Here is a 20,320-nt window from a genome sequence, read left to right as displayed (position 1 = left end):
ACGCATGACAACCATTAATACAAATTCTGCGCTAGAAGGGATGTACTGGGATACTGAGAAAAAAGTTGCCGATAAAAACAATGGCGCTTTAACGCAGTCAGATTTTTTTGCTTTGTTAACTCAGCAGTTAGCTTATCAAGACCCGACCAAGCCGGTAGAAAATGATCAAATGATCGCACAGATGACTAACTTTACCATGGCCGATGGTATCACCAAGCTTAATGATAATTTCAGTAGCTTGGCGCAAAGCATGTCGTCCAATCAAGCCTTGCAAGCCTCATCACTAGTAGGGCGTAGCGTGCTGACACAATCTGAACAATTGGTTTTCACCGGTGAGTCGCTCTCGCGTGGCCAAATAAACCTTGAACAACCAGCTGATAACATGAAAGTGATTATCACTAAACCCAACGGTGAGTTAGTTTCTACATTTAACGTTGATCAACCGCAATTGGGTAAAAATGAGTTTGCTTGGGATGGTACGAACCAAGCGGGTGAAACCGTTGCCGCTGGGCTTTATAACATCAGTGTTGAAGTTAGCGCCAGAGGCAAAACGGAAAATGCCCCAGTACAAGTGTATATACCCCTGTATCCAGTGTCAGTATGGGCAACAACGGTAACGGCATTACACTGAATTTATTAGGCATCGGGGCAGTGAAATTGGCCGATGTGTTAGAAGTTTCTTATGGTTAATACGACCGCTTAAGGTGAGGTAACATATGAGTTTTAATATTGCATTAAGCGGTATCGCCGCTGCACAAAAAGATTTAGATACCACAGCAAATAACATCGCTAACGTTAATACTACAGGTTTTAAAGAGTCTCGAGCTGAATTTGCCGATGTTTATGCATCTTCGGTATTTCAAGCCGGTAGAACTAAAGTGGGTGATGGGGTCAGAACATCATCAGTTGCACAGCAGTTTCAACAAGGGTCGTTATTGTTCACTAATAACTCATTAGATTTAGCGGTGACGGGAGACGGTTTTTTTGTGACTGCCTCTGAAGTGGGCTCTCGAGATTATGCTTACACCCGGTCCGGTGCGTTTAAGCTCGATGCAAATAACTTTTTAGTGAACAACAATGGTGCCTTTTTGCAAGGTTACCCTGTGGATTCCGATTCAGGTACAACTAGCTCTGTCAGTTTAAGTACAACTGGGCCAATTCAGATCCCCACTACTGCAGGTGCGCCCAGTGCCACACGTGATGTGTTTGTTAGTATGAACTTAGACGCACGTTCATTGCCACCAACCATTACAACGTTTGAGCCAACTGACCGAGCCAGTTATAACAGCACCACCTCAACAACGATTTATGATAGCTTAGGTCAGGCACATATACTCAGTGTGTATTTTGTAAGAACAGCACCTTTGGCGAATAATACCTGGGATGTGTATACCACATTCAATGGAACTCTTGTTCCCTCGGCTACCTCACAATTAGTTTTTAAGTCAGATGGAACACCAGGTGAAAATCCAGGTGACTTTGAAGATATTACCATTTCGCCTCTTGATTTAAATGGCTTGTTAAATAATGGTGCTAATTTTGGAACCGTGGGTGATTTTGGTATCCGTTTTCGCGATGAAGCAGGTACCCGAACGCCAACTCAATATGCATCAGCTTTTGAAGTGGGCTCACTAAGTCAGAATGGTACTACAGTCGGTCGTTTAACTGGGCTGGATATTGATGTTGGCGGCAGAATTATGGCATCTTATTCTAATGGCGATCAACAATTTTTATCGCAAGTATCGATGGTGCGTTTTGCCAATCCGCAAGGCTTAAGCCAAGCGGGAGCAACGTCTTGGAAAGCCAGTTTAGCGTCTGGCGAGCCGTTAGCTGGTGAACCTAACACCGGTACCTTTGGTAGTATTCAAAGCTCCGCGTTAGAGCAGTCAAACGTAAACCTTACAACGGAGCTAGTTGATCTAATCAGCGCGCAGCGTAACTTTCAGGCCAATTCTAGAGCGTTGGAAGTTAACAGCACGCTTCAACAGACCATCTTACAGATCCGGTAAACGCTTTGTCATTCAAATCAAGCCACCTACGGGTGGCTTTTTTTTAATCAAAAAATCCTGTTTTATCAAGCTGGCACTCTTATTGCTTAAATATAATAAGTTGATTAAAAGTTTCGTTAAGTAAAAACAGCAAGTCCCTGCGAGGTTTACTATGGATCGTCTGTTATATATCGCCATGAGCGGTGCCAAAGAGAACATGAATGGCATCAGCGTACGAGCAAATAACTTGGCAAATGCCGGCACAGTGGGTTTTAAAGCCGATTTTGAACAAGCCCGTGCCATGCAGGCCTTCGGTGAGGGGTTGCCTACCCGAGTGTTTTCGTTAACAGAGAGCCCAGGTCAAAACTTTGACAGTGGCGCGATGATTATTACTGAACGTGAATTAGACGTTGCTATTCAAGGTAACGGTTGGTTTGCTGTGCAAGATAAAGAGGGTAAAGAAGCCTACACCCGAGCGGGTAATTTACAGATTAGTGCCAGTGGCATGCTAATGACTGCCAGCGGTTTACCCGTGATGGGGGATGCGGGGCCGCTGCAACTCCCTGTGCCGTTAGCGAAGATGGAAATCGGCGCTGACGGCACCGTGATTGCGAGAGCGCAAGGCGCCCCGGCGAATGCGCTAGAAGAAGTAGGGCGAATTAAGCTAGTACAACCGGAATATGCCGATATTGTGAAAGGTAACGATGGCTTGTTTCGACGTAAAGATGGTCAGGATGCCGAGGCTAGTGCGAATGTCAATTTGCTTAGCGGTGCCTATGAGGGCAGTAATGTCAATGCGGTTGGCGAAATGACCACGATGATCAGCTTACAGCGCCAGTTTGAATTACAAGTGAAAATGATGAAGCAAGCTGAGCAAATGGATCAACAGCAAAATCAATTGCTGCGAATTGTAGGTTAAGGCTTTTTTCTTTTTACCGTTTTACTTCAGCCAGCAGCAGCTTGCTTGGCACTTAGTTAATAGGGCGTAAGCCCAGGAGGTACAAATGCATCCAGCATTGTGGATCAGCAAAACAGGGTTAGACGCGAAACAGCGTGATATCTCGGTTATTTCTAATAACTTGGCGAACGCCAGTACTGTAGGCTTTAAGAAAAGCCGCGCCGTATTTGAAGATTTGCTGTATCAAAACATTAATCAGCCAGGCGGGCGTTCTTCACAAAATTCTGAATTACCTAACGGTTTAATGATAGGTGCCGGTACCAAGGTAGTTGCGACGCAAAAAAGCTTTACTCAAGGCAATATGATCACTACAGAGAACAGTTTGGATCTGATGATCCAAGGCCATGGTTTTTTTGAAGTGTTAATGCCTGATGGCACTATTTCTTATAGTCGTAATGGCCAATTCACGGTTGATGGTGACGGTAATGTTGTGACCTCTGGTGCCGGGTATCAGGTGCAGCCCAATATTGTGGTGCCGCCAGATGCCACTAATATCATGGTGTCTCAAGATGGCGAGATCTCCGCTCGTTTAGCCGGGCAGGTTGAGAATGCGGTATTAGGTCAGTTAACTGTCACTAACTTTATTAATCCGGCCGGTTTAGAGCCGATTGGCCAAAACTTATTCAGCCAAACGCCAGCCAGCGGCGATCCGGTGCAAGGCATTCCAGGATTAGAAGGACTGGGGATTATTGTGCAGGGAGCGCTAGAAACCTCTAATGTCAATGTCACAGAAGAGTTGGTTAGCTTAATTGAAAGTCAACGCGTGTATGAAATGAACTCTAAAGTCATTTCTACCGTGGATCAGATGCTTGGTTTTGTTATTCAACAGTTATAAGGCAGGTACAGCTCATGCGTAATGTCCTATTGATACTGATGGTCAGCAGTTTAACCGCCTGTTCTTCTATGCAAGAAGCGCAGCCAAACGATCCGTATTTTGCTCCCTTGCCGCCAGAGTCGGCGCCGCGGCCAGTGGTAAAAAACGGTTCGTTGTTTATGCAAAGCCATTCTAATAGCTTGTATTCCGATAACAAAGCACGGCATGAAGGTGACATTATTACGGTTGTGCTTCGTGAGAAAACCCAAGCGTCGAAAAAAGCCAAAACAGAAACGGCTAAAGACAGCAACATTGCTTTTGACCCGATTAATTTTGCCGGAAGCAATGTGTCGGTTGGCGGTAATGTGTTGCAGTTTGGCGCGGGCAGTAGCCAAGACTTTAAAGGCGACGCCAAAGCCGATCAGAGCAATAGCTTAGTCGGCGATATCTCGGTCAATGTGTTGCAGGTCATGTCGAACGGTAACTTAGTGATCCGCGGTGAAAAATGGCTGACATTAAATACCGGTAAAGAATATATCCGTTTAACTGGTGTTATTCGGCCACAAGATGTCGATGTGAATAACACGGTAGAGTCGACCAAGATTGCCAATGCACGTATCGAATACAGCGGCACGGGTGCACATCATGGCGGGCAATCACCAGGCTGGTTAACCCAGTTTTTTAATGGTCCATTCTGGCCATTCTAGGAGCAGTATATGCGGTTTCTGATCATGCTCGGCTTATTATCTACGCTAGTTTGTAGCAATCTTGTTCAGGCTGCGCGTATTAAAGATGTCACCGATATTGAAGGGGTGCGTAGTAACCAATTGGTTGGTTATGGGTTGGTGGTCGGCTTACCCGGTACTGGCGAGCAAAGCCCTTTTACCGAACAAAGCTTCCGCACCATGCTGGCTAATTTTGGGATTAACCTACCAGCGGGTTCGCGCACACAAATAAAAAATGTGGCAGCAGTGGCCATTCATGCCGAGTTACCGGCGTTTGCCAAGCCCGGGCAAACTATTGATATTACGGTATCATCCGTAGGTAGCGCGAAAAGTTTGCGTGGCGGTACTTTATTACAAACCTTTTTAACCGGCTTAGATGGCAATGTTTACGCAGTAGCGCAGGGCAGTTTAATTGTCAGTGGCTTAGGTGCTGAAGGTTTAGATGGTTCGCGTATTTTAGTGAACACACCCACCGTGGGCCGCATTCCAAACGGTGCTGTAGTAGAGCGTGAAGTAGAGTCTCCTTTTGCTAAAGGCGATTTTATTACGTTTAACTTAAAGCGCCCAGACTTTACTACTGCAAAAAGATTGGCTGAAGTGATTAATGGTTTTATGGGCCCAGAAACTGCCTTTTCATTAGATGCCTCTTCGGTACAGGTTAGAGCGCCGCGAGATATTAGCCAGCGCGTAAGTTACTTGTCGGTATTAGAAAACTTGACCTTTCAACCTGCAGATCAATCTGCCAAAATTATTATCAATTCTCGCACTGGCACCATCGTCATTGGTAAAGATGTGCGTTTGTTTCCTGCTGCTGTCACTCATGGCGGTCTAACGGTTACCATCGCTGAAAACCCACAGGTGGTTCAACCTAATACGTTAGCCGGTGGTGAAACGGCCGTGGTACAAAACAGCATTATTGATGTGAACCCAGAAAACTCCAGAATGTTTAAATTTGACCCTGGTGTCACACTTGATGATTTGGTGCGCACAGTGAATGCAGTTGGCGCGGCGCCAGGTGATTTAATGGCCATTTTAGAAGCATTAAAAGAGGCTGGCGCCATTCATGGTGAGTTGGTGGTGATCTAAATGGATACGGGTAAACTGCAACATTCTTATCATGATTTAAGCAGCCTGCAGCAAATTCGCAGTGCGGCTAAAGATGATAGCAAAGGTGCGCTGCGCCAAGCGGCTGAGCAGTTTGAAGGGATCTTTTTTAATATGCTGCTAAAAAGTATGCGCCAAGCGAATAAGGCGTTTGAAGCAGAAGGCTTAATGAATAGCCAAACTACAGAGTTTTATCGTGATATGCATGATAACCAGATGGCATCTGATTTAGCGCAAAAAGGTGCCTTGGGTTTAGCCGATTTGTTAGTACAGCAGTTAGACCCACAAGCCGTCAGCCAGCATAAACACTCAGCTTCCGCGTTGCGTTTACCTGGTGATACGCGTGCTGATGAGTTAAATATGCCACAAGTGCAACTGTTTAAAGATGCACCAGAGCTGGGGTTATTAAAAGCCCAATCTATGCAGCAGTTAGCGCAAGTGGAAATGGCTCAGCCGGGGCGGCGCGAATTATCACAACTGAGCCCATTATTAGACAAACTGCAACAACAGCGTGCACAAAAGCAAGAACAAGCTCAAGCCGCGGCAATTGCTGGTAGTAGCAATACCAGCAATGTTGAGCCACAAGCCGTAATAGGCGCGTCAGCGTTTCGAAATGATTCACCGGTGGAGTTTATTCGTAGCTTACTGCCCGCAGCACGCAAAGCTGCCGGTGCTTTAGGGTTAGATCCGTTAGCGCTAATTGCCCAAGCCGCACTTGAAACAGGTTGGGGTAAACGCGTTATTAAAACCGCCAGTGGTGACAATAGTTATAATTTATTTGGTATTAAAGCCAGTCGTAATTGGCAAGGTGAGACCGCCGTTGTTGATACGCTGGAATACCGACAAGGTGTGGCACGAAAAGAGCAAGCCAAGTTCCGGGCGTATGATTCTGCCGAACATAGCTTACAAGATTATGCGGGTTTTATTGCTAATAGCCTGCGCTATCAGCAAGCGGTGGCTGCAGCGCCTGAACCCGCAGCCTACTTTAGTGAATTACAAGCAGCAGGGTATGCCACCGATCCTAATTATGCCCAAAAAATTATGGCGGTATTTAAAAGTACAGCCTTTGAGCAAGTCAGAGCAGAATTAAATAACGCTCAAGATTTTCAAACAACAGCCGAAGAATAGCCTATACCCGTGATCGGGTGCGTGGAGCGATGAATGAGCTTACTTAACATTGGTAGAACAGCGGTATTATCCAGCAACACCTTGCTAAATACCACCGGTAACAATATTGCCAATATCAATACGCCTGGCTATGTGCGGCAACGCACGGAATTTGTGTCGCAGCAATTTGGCTTAGGTGTTGGTCAAGGCACGACTGAAAGGTTAGTAAGTGAGTTTAGTCAGAAGCAACTACGACGGGACACGACCAGTGCCGCTTATAGCTCACAGTATTTATCGGAAGCGAGTCGAGTTGATGCGTTGTTTTCTAATGCCGCCAACAGTATATCAACGGGCATGAATAATTTGTTTCAACAAATTCAAACAGCTAACAATGACCCCACCCAGTTATCAAATCGACAGTTAGTGTTGGGTACCAGTCAATCGCTTATTGATCAGTTTAGCAATATGTCCACGCTTCTTTCAGATCAAGAACAATTCTTAAATCAGCAACTAGATGTGTATGTAAAAGACGTAAATGACTTTGTGAGTCAGATTGCGGCTTATAATGTTGAAATTGTCAATTATGGTTCTAGTGCCGGTAGACCGGTTCCTCTAGATTTACTTGATAAGCGTGACGCGGCTATTTTAAAGTTAGCCGAATTTGTCGATATTCAAACAGTGGATGCTAAATCAGGTGAAAAACTGGTGTTTATGGGTACGGGGCAGTCGCTCGTGGTTGAACGTGGTCAGTTTAATTTACTTTCCATGCGAGGTGACCCCGATCCTAATGATCGTGAAATCTTGCTCACCTTACGTGAAAATGCTGATGCAAAAGTGGCACTGAGTGCCCAAGGCATTGGCGGTAAAATGGGCGCATTGACGGATTATCGGTTGCAGGTTTTAAACCCAACGCAACAACAACTTGGCCAATTAGGGTTAACACTGGCCGACAGTATGAACCAGCAGAATAAATTGGGTTTAACTCTTAACGGCACAATTGGCCAGAATTTATTTACTTTACCAAGCTCAAAAGGTTTAGCGTTTAAAAGCAATAGCGCTAACAGTAGTGTTATTGTAGAAATTGAACCCGGCAAAGCCAACCAACTGCCCCCGAATAATTTCCTTGTTAAGATAGTTGACGCTACTACCGCCACTGTAACGGCGTTAGATGAGATGGGACAGCCTTATCTAGACAGCAATGGCCAACCTGATCTAACGAAAGTGAAAACTTTAACCAGTGCTACGGGTTTTCCCTCAGTAACCCCCTTTACCGCAGATGATGCTAATGGTGATTTATTTGGTTTAAAGTTAACTATTAGTGGTGTTGCAGGTGATGAATTTATCTTAAAACCATTAAGTTCTGCGGCGCGTGAACTCCAAATGGCAACATCAAGGGCAGAAGATGTAGCACTTTCTGGACCAATACGTGGCGAGTACCTTATCAGTAACTTAGGAAATGGTCGAGTTGAAGGCGTGACGGTTTTCAATACCAATCCAGCAGACTCTGCTTTTTTGAGCAATGGCCTTCGGGATGGGCCTTATACTGTAACGTATCAAGGGTTTAATAGTGTTGCTGGTGAGCATATATTTGAGATTGCAGATAATACAGGCGTTATTGGTGAAAGCCGGTTTACTACAAATAATTTCAACAATATGTTTGAGAACAGTACTTCAGTACCAAATCTAAAAGAGCAACTAGGGTTTGACTTTAGTCTTACGGGCATTCCCAAACCCGGTGATATCTTTACTTTAGATTTTAATACCAACGGCTACAATGATAACCGTAATGGTTTAGCCATGTCAGCTTTACAAAATGAATCTTTGGTGCGGCGCAGCCCGGATGAACAAAGTAGTGCGGTGAATTTGTACAGTTTTAACCAAAGTTATGGGATCATGGTGGGCAACATTGGTGAACGTACACGCCAAGCACGCACTGCCGATGAAGCCAATACTGCTATTTTAGAGCAAACAACCCTTTGGTATGAGTCATTATCCGGTGTAAATTTAGATGAAGAAGCAGCCGATTTAATTCGTTTTCAGCAAAGCTATGCGGCAGCGGCTAAAATTATAGCCACTTCGCAAGAAATTTTTGACACTTTGTTACAGTCAGTGAGGTAAGTCATGCGTTTAACTTTTAATATGCAGTTTACACAAAGCTTGAATGGCATTCTTAACGCACAGCAACGTATGTCAAAAGCAGAAACGCAGTTGAGCAAACAAACACGTATTCTGTCTCCCGCCGACGATCCAGCAGGCGCGGCTAAGGTGTTAAGCCTGGATCAAAGTAAAGCGCAGATTGAACAATTTCAAACCAACAGTATTTTGTTGAAAAACAACTTAGCACTGCAAGAAACGGTGCTTACCAGCATGAGAGAATCTTACGATCGTGTTTCTACGCTGGCGCAAGCCAGTGGTAATGGAACCTACACAATTGAACAACGTAAAGCCATCGCGTTTGAATTAAAAAATATTCAAACCGAGTTATTTGATTTAATGAACACGCGTAGTTCAGAGGGCAGTTTTATTTTTGCTGGCTATCAAGATAAGACGGCTGCTTATGAATTCACGTCTGATGGTAAATATCAATTCAAGGGAGATGATGGTACGCGTAATTTGCAAGTTTCACAGTCAATCACCTTGCCAAGTAATGATAGTGGTAAAGCTATATTTGATAGCGTATTTGAACGTTTTAAACCACAAGTCACTAGTGCCCCAACTGGAGCATCTATAGATGTTGTAGATCAAACTGCGTTTGATAGTTTTTATTTAAGTAATTTTGATAATCTTACCGCAGCAAACAATCAGTATCAGCTGGATATTGATGCCACGGGTAACTATCAATTTTTACGTAATGGCAGCCCATTAAGCCCGGCTGTTACTGGTGTATATACCCCAGGTTCAGCTATTGTATTTAATGGTGCGAAATTTACATTTGATACGGCAACAACCCTACCAGCCCAAGTAGATTTTGAACTTTCTAGTCCTCAACAAACTAATATTCTAAATACACTACAAAAGTATATAGAGATTTTAAGTAATCCAATAGCAACGGATGCGGAACTCAATACTGGACTCGCTGACATTCTGCAGCAAACCACGGTTACCGCGAATAACGTTGATAGTGTTTTAGCTAATCTAGGTGGCCGATTAAATGTGGTCGACAGTGTGTTTAATACCAACGAGGATTTATTAATTAATAACCAGCAGTATAAGGCAGATATCTCTGAAGTGGATCTTGCCGCAGCGCTTACTGAAATTAAACGCCAAGAAGTGGCGTTACAAGCGGCATCACAGACTTTTTCTAAAGTTAATGCCACAACGTTATTTGATTATATTCGCTAAAAACCAGAGCAGGCAGCAATGCCTGCTCTAAAGTCATTGATTAATATTGATTTAAAATCCTCAAAAAAATTCTAAAGTTTCCTCGCACTGCGCCGATACATATTTAACACGGCAAGAAACAGGCAATACGCAGTTCAAATTGCCTTAAACAGTTAAAAAGCGAGGAATACATCATGGCTTTATTCGTAAACACCAATACTTCATCACTGAACGCACAGCGTCAGATGCAATCTTCAGGCAACGCTTTAGATACTGCATTTAAACGTTTATCTTCAGGTTTCCGGATTAACAGCGCAGCGGATGATGCGGCTGGCTTACAGATTTCTAACCGTTTAACTAGTCAGATTAATGGCTTGGATCAAGCATCACGAAATGCTAATGATGGTATCTCATTAGCCCAGGTTGCTGAAGGCGCAATGGATGAAATTACAAATTCACTGCAACGCATTAGAACTTTAGCGATTCAATCGCAAAACGGTATCAATGCAACAGCTGACCGCGGTGCTTTACAAAAAGAAATTTCAGCACTGAAAGTTGAAATTAGTCGGATTGCTGCCACAACTCGGTTCGGTGATCAATTACTACTCGATGGTACAGGAAATAAAGCATTCAACTTTTTAGTTGGCGCTAAAGGAACCACAAACGAATATATTTCTGTAAGTTTGTCTAGAACGAGTGGTTGGGGTTCAGTTGGTTTAGGTGTTAATACCGCCACGGTTGCTACATCAGCTAATGCGGGATCGGCAATTGCTGCAGTAGATTTAGCAATAGCGGCTGTGGATGGAAAACGCGCTGACTTAGGTGCTGTGCAAAACCGGTTTCAAGCAACAATTCGTAACTTAACGAATGTTTCTGAAAACGTGTCGGGTGCTCGTGCTCGGATCCGTGATACGGATTTCGCGAAAGAAACGGCAGAATTAACTCGGGCACAGATTTTACAGCAAACTAGCCAAACGGTTTTAGCTCAGGCCAATCAGCGGCCACAGGGCGCTCTAAGTTTACTACAAGGTTAATAGCGTAACGCGCTGAAGCATCGAGATTATTGCAGTAATCTTGCTTCTTGCCGGAAAGCTTCAGTGGAGTGACTCGCTTATTATAAAGCCGCCATATGGCGGCTTTATCCTTCCTAAACGCCGCAGTATTATTCTTATAAATAATTTAAAAAAAACCTAAAGTAAATTTAAAGCCCGCCGATACAAAGTTAAGCCAAGTTGCAGCTTGGCTCAGCTAAACGGATTATCCGTACTTTAAACTACAGTCAAAGGCGATATATGCCGATGACTAAGGAGTGACTCATGGCTTTATTTGTCAATACTAACACCTCATCGCTGAATGCTCAGCGTCAGTTGATGAACTCAGGCGGCGCCTTGGATACCGCGTTTAAGCGTTTATCTTCTGGTTTCCGGATTAACAGTGCTTCTGATGATGCGGCTGGTTTGCAGATTTCTAACCGATTGACCAGCCAGATTAATGGTTTGGATCAAGGTGCTCGAAATGCCAACGATGGTATCTCTTTAGCGCAAGTTGCTGAAGGTGCGATGGAAGAGATTACTACTTCATTGCAACGGATGCGTACACTGGCTGTTCAATCTCAAAATGGTATTAATGCCACTGCCGATAGAGCTGCACTGCAAAAAGAAGTGTCAGCACTAAAAGTAGAAATCAGCCGTATTGCCAGTACTACACGTTTTGGTGACCGTATTTTGTTAAGCGGCGGCGGTTCGTTTAACTTTTTAGTTGGTGCTAAAGGCACTACTAATGAATACATTTCGGTAAGTTTAAACCGGACAGGTGGTTGGGGTGCGGCAGGGTTATCGATTGCTGCGACCACGGTTGCAAACTCTGCTAACGCGGGTAGTGCAATCATTGCCATTGATAAAGCGATAGCTGCAGTAGATGGCAAACGAGCAGACTTAGGTGCGGTTCAAAACCGTTTCCAAGCAACGATTCGTAACTTAACTAACGTTTCTGAAAACGTGTCAGGTGCGCGTGCACGGATCCGTGATACCGATTTCGCCAAAGAAACAGCGGAATTGACTCGGGCTCAGATTCTGCAGCAAACAAGCCAAACCGTGCTTGCTCAGGCGAATCAGCGTCCACAAGCCGCGTTGTCGTTATTAGGATAATAACGTCTTAAGTGCTCAGATGAAGGCAAGCGCCTTCATCTAGCCTTATCAGTTGAGGTGATATTATGAATACAGTCACAAATGCTGCAGTATCCATTACTAACAAAACCGATTTTAGTAGTAAAGCTGCTAATGCCGAGCAGCTTAGGCCTTTGGCTAAGCAAGAAACTGCTGTAGAAGCTAAAGTTAATGCAGTTCTCCCAAGTGCTGCAGAGGTTGAAAATGCACTTAGTATTGTGAACAAAGCAGCAATATTTGAACAGCGTTCATTGAGTTTTATGGTGGATGAAGCTTCAGGTAGATCTATAATCAAGGTTATGGACAGAAGTAATGACCAGCTAATCAGACAAATTCCTTCTGAGGAGTTGATAAAGGTTGCTCAGGACATAAAAAAACTTCAGGAAGAAATGGGACAGTCATTGGGTGTATTGGTTGATAAGCAGGTATAGTATCATCAGAGTGAAAACGTTAAAGCATAGGGGGCGTTTATGTCATCAATAAACTTTTTGGGTGCAGCTTCAGGTTTACCGCTTGACGAATTAGTGTCAAGTTTCGTAAACGCCGAGCGCCAAACCAAGTTTTCACGAATTGAAAAAACAACTTCTACGCTTAACGCTTCACTTTCTGGTGTTGGTCAGCTCAAATCCGCTTTATCGGGTTTCTTGGATGCGGCAAAAAAACTTACAAGTGACAGTTTAAAAGCCAGAACAGTTAGTATTACTCAGCCAGAAGCGGACAAAACGTTTATTGAGGCAACGGCAAAAAACACCGCTGCGGCTTCAAGCTTCGAAATTAAAGTGAATCAGTTAGCCAAAGGGAGTCGTTTGGAAACGACTGACGGTTCTTTTGCCGATGCCAGTGCGGTTATATCTAATACGGCGGGTAATCTTACTTTAACGGCAGACGGCAAATCTTTTACTGTAGAAGTGACAGCTGGAATGACTTTAAACGAACTTCGTTTAAAAATTAATGATTCAGCGGAGAATTTTGGTGTTAACGCTAATATTTTGAATGTTGGCGGTACTACCGGCGCAAAACTCGTATTAAATTCTAATATTACAGGAACAAATAATGACCTGGTTATTAGTAATGACAACGCTGAGCTTGATGCCTTATCTACTATACCCAGTGGTGCTGTGGCGGGGCTGAATTTAACCTCTGCCGCTAGAGATGCACAAATCGAGGTAGATGGTACCGTTTTTAATAGTAGCAGCAATGTATTTACAGATGTTGTGCAGGATATTTCCTTAACAGTCAAAAATGTTACGCCAACCGGCAATAATGCAAAGCTTGATATTGCTACTGATAAAACGGCAGCTGAAACAAACATTAATAGCTTTATTAGCAGTTTCAATGCACTTGTTGCTCAAGTCAGTGATTTGACACGTAATCGTATTTTAGGTGCCGATGGCTCTATTACGCTTGAAAGCGGTGCCCTTGCGGGAGACTCCTTACCCAGAAACGTATTAAACCAGCTGCGTGGTATTTTAGGTTCGACTGTTCCTGATAGTTCTCAGGGTTTAAATAGCTTATATGCCTTGGGTATTACTCTTAATAAAGATGGTAATTTAGAAATTTCGACCAGTACTGAATTTAATGCCGAGACGGGGAAAAATCGGTTTGATAATGCGCTAGACCAAAAATATGATGAAATAGCAAAGCTATTTGGCGGTGAAGCAGGTTTAGTGAGTCAACTTGACTCCTTGTTAAGTGAATACACCAAAACGGGTGGTATTTTATCTAATCGTCAGGATACTTTGCAGTCACAATTAAAAGAAAATACTAAAGCTTCTGAAGCCGCCAGCCGATACATAGCTAGTTATGAAGATTCACTTAGGAAACGTTACGCTGCACTAGACTCTCTTTTAGGTCAAATGCAACGCCAGCAGGCGAGTGTGACTGCTGCATTGTCTAGCCTTCCTAAGTTTTCATCGAATAGTTCGAGCTAAGGAGTCACTATGAGTTATGGTATTAAAGCTTACAGGTCAGTTGGTGTAAAAGATGATTTAGCTGTGGCTGATCCGCATCGTGTAATTCAATTATTGATGCAAGGTGCTTTAGAAAATATGGCAAAAGCCAAAGGGGCTATTGAGCGAAAGGATTTTTCAGGTAAAGCACAAACGCTTGCCAAGGCAATTGCGATTATTAGTTCTCTTCAAGGTTCACTTGATATGGATGCGGGTGGAGAGTTATCAGATAATTTGTTTTCATTGTATGATTTCATGCTAAATCATTTAACGATTGCTAGTAGAGACCTTGATATTGAGAAAATTGACGATGTCATTTCTTTAATGGTGACGATTAAATCAGCTTGGGATCAAATTTCAGTGGCTGACCGCGAAAAGGGCTATAGTTTGCAAGCACAGCGAGACCAACAAATGGTTGTAGGGATCTGATGTTAAGTCAGCTGCCGCCGGTCAATATTGATCTCATTGTCTCAGAGATAGAAGCATTATTGTCTGCTGAACATTTTGACCCGCAAGAAATCAGTTGTTTGCTTTCAAATTTAGACAGCACTATTGCAGACTTAGCTGTTGCAGCTAAGTCTGACCCTCTGGCGGTAGAGCAGTTACAGACGTTAAATCATTGGTTTGATAAAACAAGACAACATATTCTGTCAGAACACACCAAAGTTGTTACAAATTTGAAAGAACTTCACACAGGTCGAAAAGCCAGCCATAATTACCGCCAGAATACCTAACTGAGTTTTTTGCATGTTAAATTTGATGAGCGATTTTCTTGATGAAGATGCCGATCTTCAATTTATTAATGATCAACAAGCAGCAATTAAACTTAATCGTGAACTGCAAAAAAACTTACTGTTTTTTAAACACTTCAATAATGACATTCATAGTAAAATTAATGCATATTCTGCTCAACGATATTGTGTTTTTTCAACTAAAAATCAGCAGCTTAATATTGTTGAAATTGCCAGCGGTCGTGTTTTATATAGTCAAAATCCAGAAGCAGAGATTAAGGATGAGGTGGCCAGTTTTTGTCAAACGGCTCCAATTGTTAGTTTAACCTCTTCGTTGCAGCCCCAGTCTCATTCAGCTGTGTCTAAAAATGCAGTTATCTTAAGTTTTGGTATTGGTTTGGGTTTGCATCTTTTACCATTAATTAAGCAAGTAAGACCCAGTGTTTTAGTCATTTATGAAGCCGACATGGACTTGTTTATCACTTCATTGCATACCACTGATTGGGCAATGATTTATGAGACTGCCGCAGCTTTAAATACGCAGATTTCACTTCAACTAGGTAACAGCGGTGCGACGATAACCGCTGATTTACAAGAGTTGCAGCAGTTACTTCCTAATCTCGATAAATGCTACTTATATCGACATTTAGCGCATCCCGTTTCAGATGAAATATTTAATTATTTGATTGCTTTTAGTGGTCAACCAGAGAAATTGTTACGTCAAAGACCACAATTCCTTGGTTATGTTGATGATCACGTTTATATCTCGGAGCGTTTCTCGGGAATTCTGGCTAATCTACAATATAAAGATGCTCCTAAAACTGCTCTATTCGAAAAGAATTTAGTCGCCTTAAAGCAATATTATCCGATTTTATATCATGTGTTTGTTGATTATATACCCAAAGATTGGCGGGTAGTTGACATACAGGGGCAGTTTAATCTCTGGTGTGATACTCGAAAAGGGTTATTTTATGACGATGTGACTGAGCAATCAGCACATATGGTTGAACGTTTTTTGCAAAGTCCATTAGACAACCAAGTCATTCTTAATCAAGGCGGCTTGGAAAAAATGAGTAACTACGTTCATTTCAAAGCGGTTAAAAAGTTACAGCCCGTATTTAAAAATTTAAAACCTCGTGTATTTGATGAGAATACGGATGTTGATAATTTAATCGTTTTGGGTGTTGGGTTAGGGCTGCATATTGATATATTGCTATCTAAACGTGAAGTCAAAAATCTGTTTGTATTTGAACCGAATCTTGATTTTTTCTATGCAAGTTTATTCGTGACAGATTGGGCTACACTTTTTACAAAAATTGCAGAGTCTAAACAGCGGATTTATTTTAATATTGGTGGCTCTGGTGAAGAATATTTCCAAGATATCATGGGCCAATACTATCAAACCGGCGCTTACGGTATTGCCAAGAGTCAAATTTTTCCAGCGTTTCTTACTCCAGGTATGCGAAATGCTTTGGAGAAACTCTACTCCCAATTGAAAATTATAGTGGCGATGGGGGAGACCTTTGATCATGTGCGCTTTAGTTTGGCTCATACTTTTCATAGTATGAAAAGTGGTCATTATTTTTTAAAGCAGCAACGACAAAAATTAGGTATGGAAAACTTACAAGATATCCCCATATTTATTGTAGGAAACGGGCCAAGCCTTGATGAAAGTTATACTTACATAAAGGAACATCGTGAAAAGATTATTGTTGTAAGCTGTGGTACTGCTTTACGTTCATTATATCGATTAGGAATTACCCCTGATTTTCATGCTGAAATTGAACAGAATAGAGCCACTTTTAATTGGATCAGCCAAGTAGATGATCCTCAGTGGCTTAAGAAAATTGCGCTGTTGTCAGTTAATGGGATTCATCCAGACACAGCGGGTTTATTTAAGGCTGTGTATTTGGCGTATAAAGACGGTGAGTCTTCTACCAATTTTTTCAGATCGTATTTAGAGCAGCAAGGTATACATATTAGCGCTTTAAGTCATGCTTACCCTACAGTGTCGAACTTTTCAGTTGATTTTTTTACCAGCCTAGGTTTTAGACATCTCTATCTTTTTGGCATCGATTTAGGGTATTTGAGCGTTGAGCAACATCACTCTAAACACTCAGCTTATTATCATAATGATGGTGCTGGCGTGATGGATGCAGATAAAATTTTTAATGCAGGTATACAAATTAAAGGCAATTTTAGAGATTGTGTGCAAACAAAAGCTGAATTTGATTTTTCTCGCAGCATTTTAGAAATGACGATTGCTAACTTAAATAAAAATACGGCTATTTATAATTGCAGTGATGGTGCTTATATCCAAGGAGCAATGCCATTAAGACCCCAAAATATATTAGTGTCGTTAGAACAGTCAGCAGCTTTAAAGAACTTTGAAGAACTATTTACATCGTGTTTTTACTCGGCTGAATTACAATCTCACACTGCAGTATTTGCTGATTTGATGCAGCATAGTGGTTTGTCAGGCGTGGTTGATGAAATGCTTATGCTTTTGGTTGATGTGGACAATTACCAGGACGCGAAAAAGCTTATTGATACTCAATGGCAAACTTTTATTGAGGCTTATTATTCTGATAACAAACTGGGTTTTTATTTACTTTGTGGTAGTGTTATTTATATGTTGAGTGTTATGACTCGCATCTTGCCAGTTAGCAATGAACCGCTTGAACAGCTCGAAGAACTAAAAGTGTTTAATAACGTGTTAGAAATCTGGCGAGAGTACTTACTGCAAGCCAATGTTGACTTTACTAACGCGCCATTTAAACACTGTACTGTGGATGTAAGTTTCTTGTTTAATAAAGAGTCATCTATTTCTAAAAATACCCAGGGTTGAGTTTTATCGAAATACCTAACTTTTAGGTTAATAACCCTACAAACTCAAGCGAAATAAACAATGTTGCAGATAAGTGCGCCAAAACTGACAAAGAGCTAAGTTAGTTCGTGCTTCAGCTTGGCATCGATAAAACCTGCTACTGACCATTTCAAAATAACGTAGCGAACCATCAAAGAGTGTATAACTGTGATCTATTTTATTCGATATTGTTGAATTGAGAATTTGGCGTTGCAGTGAGGCAATATATATAGGCGCCGCATTTATATTTTCATCTAAACAACTCAGAAGCTGTTTCACACAATATTGTCCCTTTTCCTTAAATTGTTGAGTCAGTTCTTCAAATTTAGTCGTAAGATTAGCCTCTACGAATAATGTTAAAAAATCTTGTTTGAAAGCATTTGTGGTTGACAATGTGCAAGTAATGTTAGGTATGCGAAGTGGGATGCTTGAAGTGATTGCTGCTCCGTCATTACAATTAAACACCTGCTGAGCAGGTGATAATGCAATACGTTCTCCCATTAATTTTCTCGCCATATCAAAGCTGGAAATAGTTAAACATTCTCCTCCAAAATTTGCGTTAATAACGTAAGCAGAACCATGTGTTTGTTCATAATCATATAGTTGAGAACCGTCTTGCTGAAAATAAACAGAATCTCGTGCATGATGAGAATTTTGATTTTTAAAACCGAAATCGACGCCTATTAAATAGAGTTTTTGAACTCCTATACTTAAAAACAAATCAACAGCAAAGTTGGTTACGGTATAGTAAGAATAGTTTAATTGCAGCAAGCTAAAATGAGTGAAATTCGATGTAAACTCCTGATGTACATCTGTGTTTTCAACCGATACTAAGAGATTTTTTTGAAAAACCGCCAGTATTGCTGGGTGTATATCAGCTGGACCGATTAAGGTCAGATGTTTAAGATACGAAGCGGGTAGTTTATTTAGATAAAATAGCGTGTCAGCACCACGCTCTAATTCCATGTGATAATCGGGTGTAAGGCCATTACGATGTAGGGTTATTAATGCCGTACCACAGCTAATCAAAATAAGATTTTTTCGATGCTTTACCACATAATCAATATGTAGGTCTAAACTGGGACCATTACCGACGATGAATATAGGGGCTTGTTCTGAAACTTGTTTATTTGTTAGGTAAGTGGCGTTGGATATATTTTGGTAATAATGGTTTAAACTGGCAAACTGTTTTTCAAAATAATGGCTTTTACCATTACAAGACTGCACTATTTCTAATAACAGGTGATAAGCAGAGAATAGCGTTTTTTCATAATATGGTTGATCGATAAAGATATCTGTTAGCTGGAGTTGTCCACTTTGATACTGAGCTGTAATGCGTTGCTCAACCTCTGCAGTCTGCTGGCAAAAATACAAGTCTCCTTTAAATTGGTACCAGGCTACAGTAAAAAGTGACGCGTAAAGAAAGTCTGTATCTGGCTCTAGAACCAAAAGATACTCTGAATTTTCTAGTGCTTTGCCACAGGCTTCATAGTCAGCACTACCCAGTAAAATCCGCTCAGTAACAAAGTGAGCATTCTGCTCAGACGCAGTTTGTATGGTCAATTGTAATTGTTTAACGTTTTTAAATAACGTTGCAAACGCAGTGTTAAGTAATTTTTCCGGTAAGCTAAAGTCAAACACAACCGGATCTTGTGTTAATGAGGACTGTTTTATTGTGCCTCGATGCGCTTTGTTTGCACTGACTGAGAAGACTTTTCCACATTTATCTTGCATTGCATAATGCTGCTGCCATATTACAAGTTGCCAGTTTTGCCATTGATATGAGTGCAATTTTTGATAAAGCGAAGATTGATTTTTGGCAAGCCATGCAAGGTTTTTTCTAAAACATTCTTGTTCATTATGGCTTAATGATAGTGAAATGGTCCTAGGGTTAACCTGGGAGATGGCACTGGCTAAAAACTGTGGTGTTAGCGCACAATACTTAGAATTGTCACTGTGTTCTTGCTGATATAACTCTGAAGCTAAATGTGGGTAATGCAAATGTTCAAAATAATACACAGGTCCTGCATCAGAGTATGCTTGTTTCAGCTCATCTAAATCAGCTTTAACGCTTTTTGCTGATGTTCCCAGTTGCACAAAAAGTTGAATACCCTGTGCTTGGCAAAATGTTAATAATTCAAACCAGGGAGCACTCTGTAACGATAACACTAAAATATCAGGTTCTGGTTCGTAGAAAATGACAAATCTTGGCAGCGTTTTTTGCAACAATGGCAGCAGGTGATAGCCTAATCCAATACCAATAATCACTAACACTAAGTTGGACTGAGGCAGTAATTTGCTATCTAAAAACTGTGCTACAGCATTGGCTGCTTCGGCTTCAGGGTTTTGCCCGTAAAGCATTGCGCCAGCTGTTTTTAAGCACAAGTTCAGAGTCTTGTTTCCGTTTGCAACTATTTCATATCGTTGGGGTTTTTGCTTTATTATCTCAGCTAACGATGGAATTTGCCGAGTGATTGCCCGTATGTTTTTTGTGCTTCGCTGAACTATCGCTACAGCTGCGGCGGCTTCGGCTTCTGCTTGGCATTCAGTGTCTAAGTCGACATGATAGTTAATTGATTCAAACATACTGCT

The 20,320-nt window shown here is 41.9% G+C and carries 18 protein-coding genes; 17 read left to right on the top strand and 1 reads right to left on the bottom strand.

What is annotated here, in order from left to right:
* The first annotated feature begins 4 nt into the window (after positions 1–4).
* From ACUJFK_RS13195 to ACUJFK_RS13115, 17 genes are all read left to right on the top strand, one after another.
* The gene (locus ACUJFK_RS13195; protein ID WP_445425153.1) at positions 5–631 is read left to right on the top strand and encodes a flagellar hook assembly protein FlgD; all 627 of its coding nucleotides are present in this window, start codon (positions 5–7) and stop codon (positions 629–631) included.
* On the top strand, positions 601–690 hold the full coding sequence (locus ACUJFK_RS13190; protein ID WP_445425152.1) for a hypothetical protein: 90 nt from the start codon (positions 601–603) through the stop codon (positions 688–690). Before ACUJFK_RS13195 ends, ACUJFK_RS13190 begins: the two co-directional genes overlap by 31 nt.
* Positions 691–716: 26 nt before the next feature.
* The gene (flgE, locus tag ACUJFK_RS13185) at positions 717–2,009 is read left to right on the top strand and encodes a flagellar hook protein FlgE (RefSeq protein WP_306019854.1); all 1,293 of its coding nucleotides are present in this window, start codon (positions 717–719) and stop codon (positions 2,007–2,009) included.
* A 151-nt stretch (positions 2,010–2,160) separates the two neighbouring features.
* Positions 2,161–2,907, top strand: coding sequence for a flagellar basal body rod protein FlgF (locus ACUJFK_RS13180; RefSeq protein ID WP_226751799.1), 747 nt, complete (start codon positions 2,161–2,163; stop codon positions 2,905–2,907).
* An 85-nt stretch (positions 2,908–2,992) separates the two neighbouring features.
* Entirely contained in the window at positions 2,993–3,781 is a 789-nt protein-coding gene (gene flgG / locus ACUJFK_RS13175; protein WP_226751800.1) for a flagellar basal-body rod protein FlgG, read from the top strand.
* Between the two features lie 14 nt (positions 3,782–3,795).
* Positions 3,796–4,467, top strand: coding sequence for a flagellar basal body L-ring protein FlgH (flgH, locus tag ACUJFK_RS13170; protein WP_226751801.1), 672 nt, complete (start codon positions 3,796–3,798; stop codon positions 4,465–4,467).
* A gap of 9 nt (positions 4,468–4,476) precedes the next feature.
* Positions 4,477–5,571, top strand: coding sequence for a flagellar basal body P-ring protein FlgI (locus ACUJFK_RS13165; protein ID WP_445425151.1), 1,095 nt, complete (start codon positions 4,477–4,479; stop codon positions 5,569–5,571).
* Positions 5,572–6,717 (top strand): flagellar assembly peptidoglycan hydrolase FlgJ, encoded by a 1,146-nt coding sequence (gene flgJ / locus ACUJFK_RS13160; protein WP_306178060.1) that lies wholly within the window; start codon positions 5,572–5,574, stop codon positions 6,715–6,717.
* A 33-nt stretch (positions 6,718–6,750) separates the two neighbouring features.
* Positions 6,751–8,814 carry a flagellar hook-associated protein FlgK gene (flgK, locus tag ACUJFK_RS13155; RefSeq protein WP_445425150.1) on the top strand — a complete coding sequence of 688 codons (2,064 nt, stop codon included), beginning with the start codon at positions 6,751–6,753 and terminating at the stop codon, positions 8,812–8,814.
* Positions 8,815–8,817: 3 nt separating this feature from the next.
* A complete protein-coding gene (flgL, locus tag ACUJFK_RS13150) occupies positions 8,818–10,038 on the top strand; it encodes a flagellar hook-associated protein FlgL (protein WP_445425149.1) in 1,221 nt (406 codons plus the stop codon).
* A gap of 173 nt (positions 10,039–10,211) precedes the next feature.
* Positions 10,212–11,051: a flagellin N-terminal helical domain-containing protein gene (locus ACUJFK_RS13145; RefSeq protein ID WP_226751804.1), complete on the top strand. Its 840-nt coding sequence runs from the start codon at positions 10,212–10,214 to the stop codon at positions 11,049–11,051.
* A gap of 282 nt (positions 11,052–11,333) precedes the next feature.
* Positions 11,334–12,164 carry a flagellin N-terminal helical domain-containing protein gene (locus ACUJFK_RS13140; RefSeq protein ID WP_306019850.1) on the top strand — a complete coding sequence of 277 codons (831 nt, stop codon included), beginning with the start codon at positions 11,334–11,336 and terminating at the stop codon, positions 12,162–12,164.
* A 65-nt stretch (positions 12,165–12,229) separates the two neighbouring features.
* Positions 12,230–12,613, top strand: a complete 384-nt coding sequence (locus ACUJFK_RS13135; RefSeq protein ID WP_306019849.1) for a flagellar protein FlaG — start codon at positions 12,230–12,232, stop codon at positions 12,611–12,613.
* A gap of 39 nt (positions 12,614–12,652) precedes the next feature.
* Positions 12,653–14,113, top strand: a complete 1,461-nt coding sequence (fliD, locus tag ACUJFK_RS13130; protein WP_445425148.1) for a flagellar filament capping protein FliD — start codon at positions 12,653–12,655, stop codon at positions 14,111–14,113.
* 9 nt (positions 14,114–14,122) lie between these two features.
* A complete protein-coding gene (fliS, locus tag ACUJFK_RS13125; protein ID WP_445425147.1) occupies positions 14,123–14,560 on the top strand; it encodes a flagellar export chaperone FliS in 438 nt (145 codons plus the stop codon).
* Positions 14,560–14,865 carry a hypothetical protein gene (locus tag ACUJFK_RS13120; RefSeq protein ID WP_226751809.1) on the top strand — a complete coding sequence of 102 codons (306 nt, stop codon included), beginning with the start codon at positions 14,560–14,562 and terminating at the stop codon, positions 14,863–14,865. The genes fliS and ACUJFK_RS13120 overlap by 1 nt, the downstream gene beginning before the upstream one ends.
* Before the next feature lie 13 nt (positions 14,866–14,878).
* Complete coding sequence (locus tag ACUJFK_RS13115; RefSeq protein WP_445425146.1) at positions 14,879–17,710, top strand: motility associated factor glycosyltransferase family protein; 2,832 nt, start codon at positions 14,879–14,881, stop codon at positions 17,708–17,710.
* A 36-nt stretch (positions 17,711–17,746) separates the two neighbouring features.
* Here the strand turns inward: ACUJFK_RS13115 and ACUJFK_RS13110 are convergent, their stop codons facing one another.
* Complete coding sequence (locus tag ACUJFK_RS13110; RefSeq protein WP_445425145.1) at positions 17,747–20,314, bottom strand: motility associated factor glycosyltransferase family protein; 2,568 nt, start codon at positions 20,312–20,314, stop codon at positions 17,747–17,749.
* Positions 20,315–20,320: the final 6 nt, after the last annotated feature.

It is taken from the genome of Alishewanella sp. HL-SH06, assembly GCF_052656265.1.
Note: the sequence above shows the minus strand (reverse complement) of the source record. Positions and strands in the feature narration are given on the sequence as shown.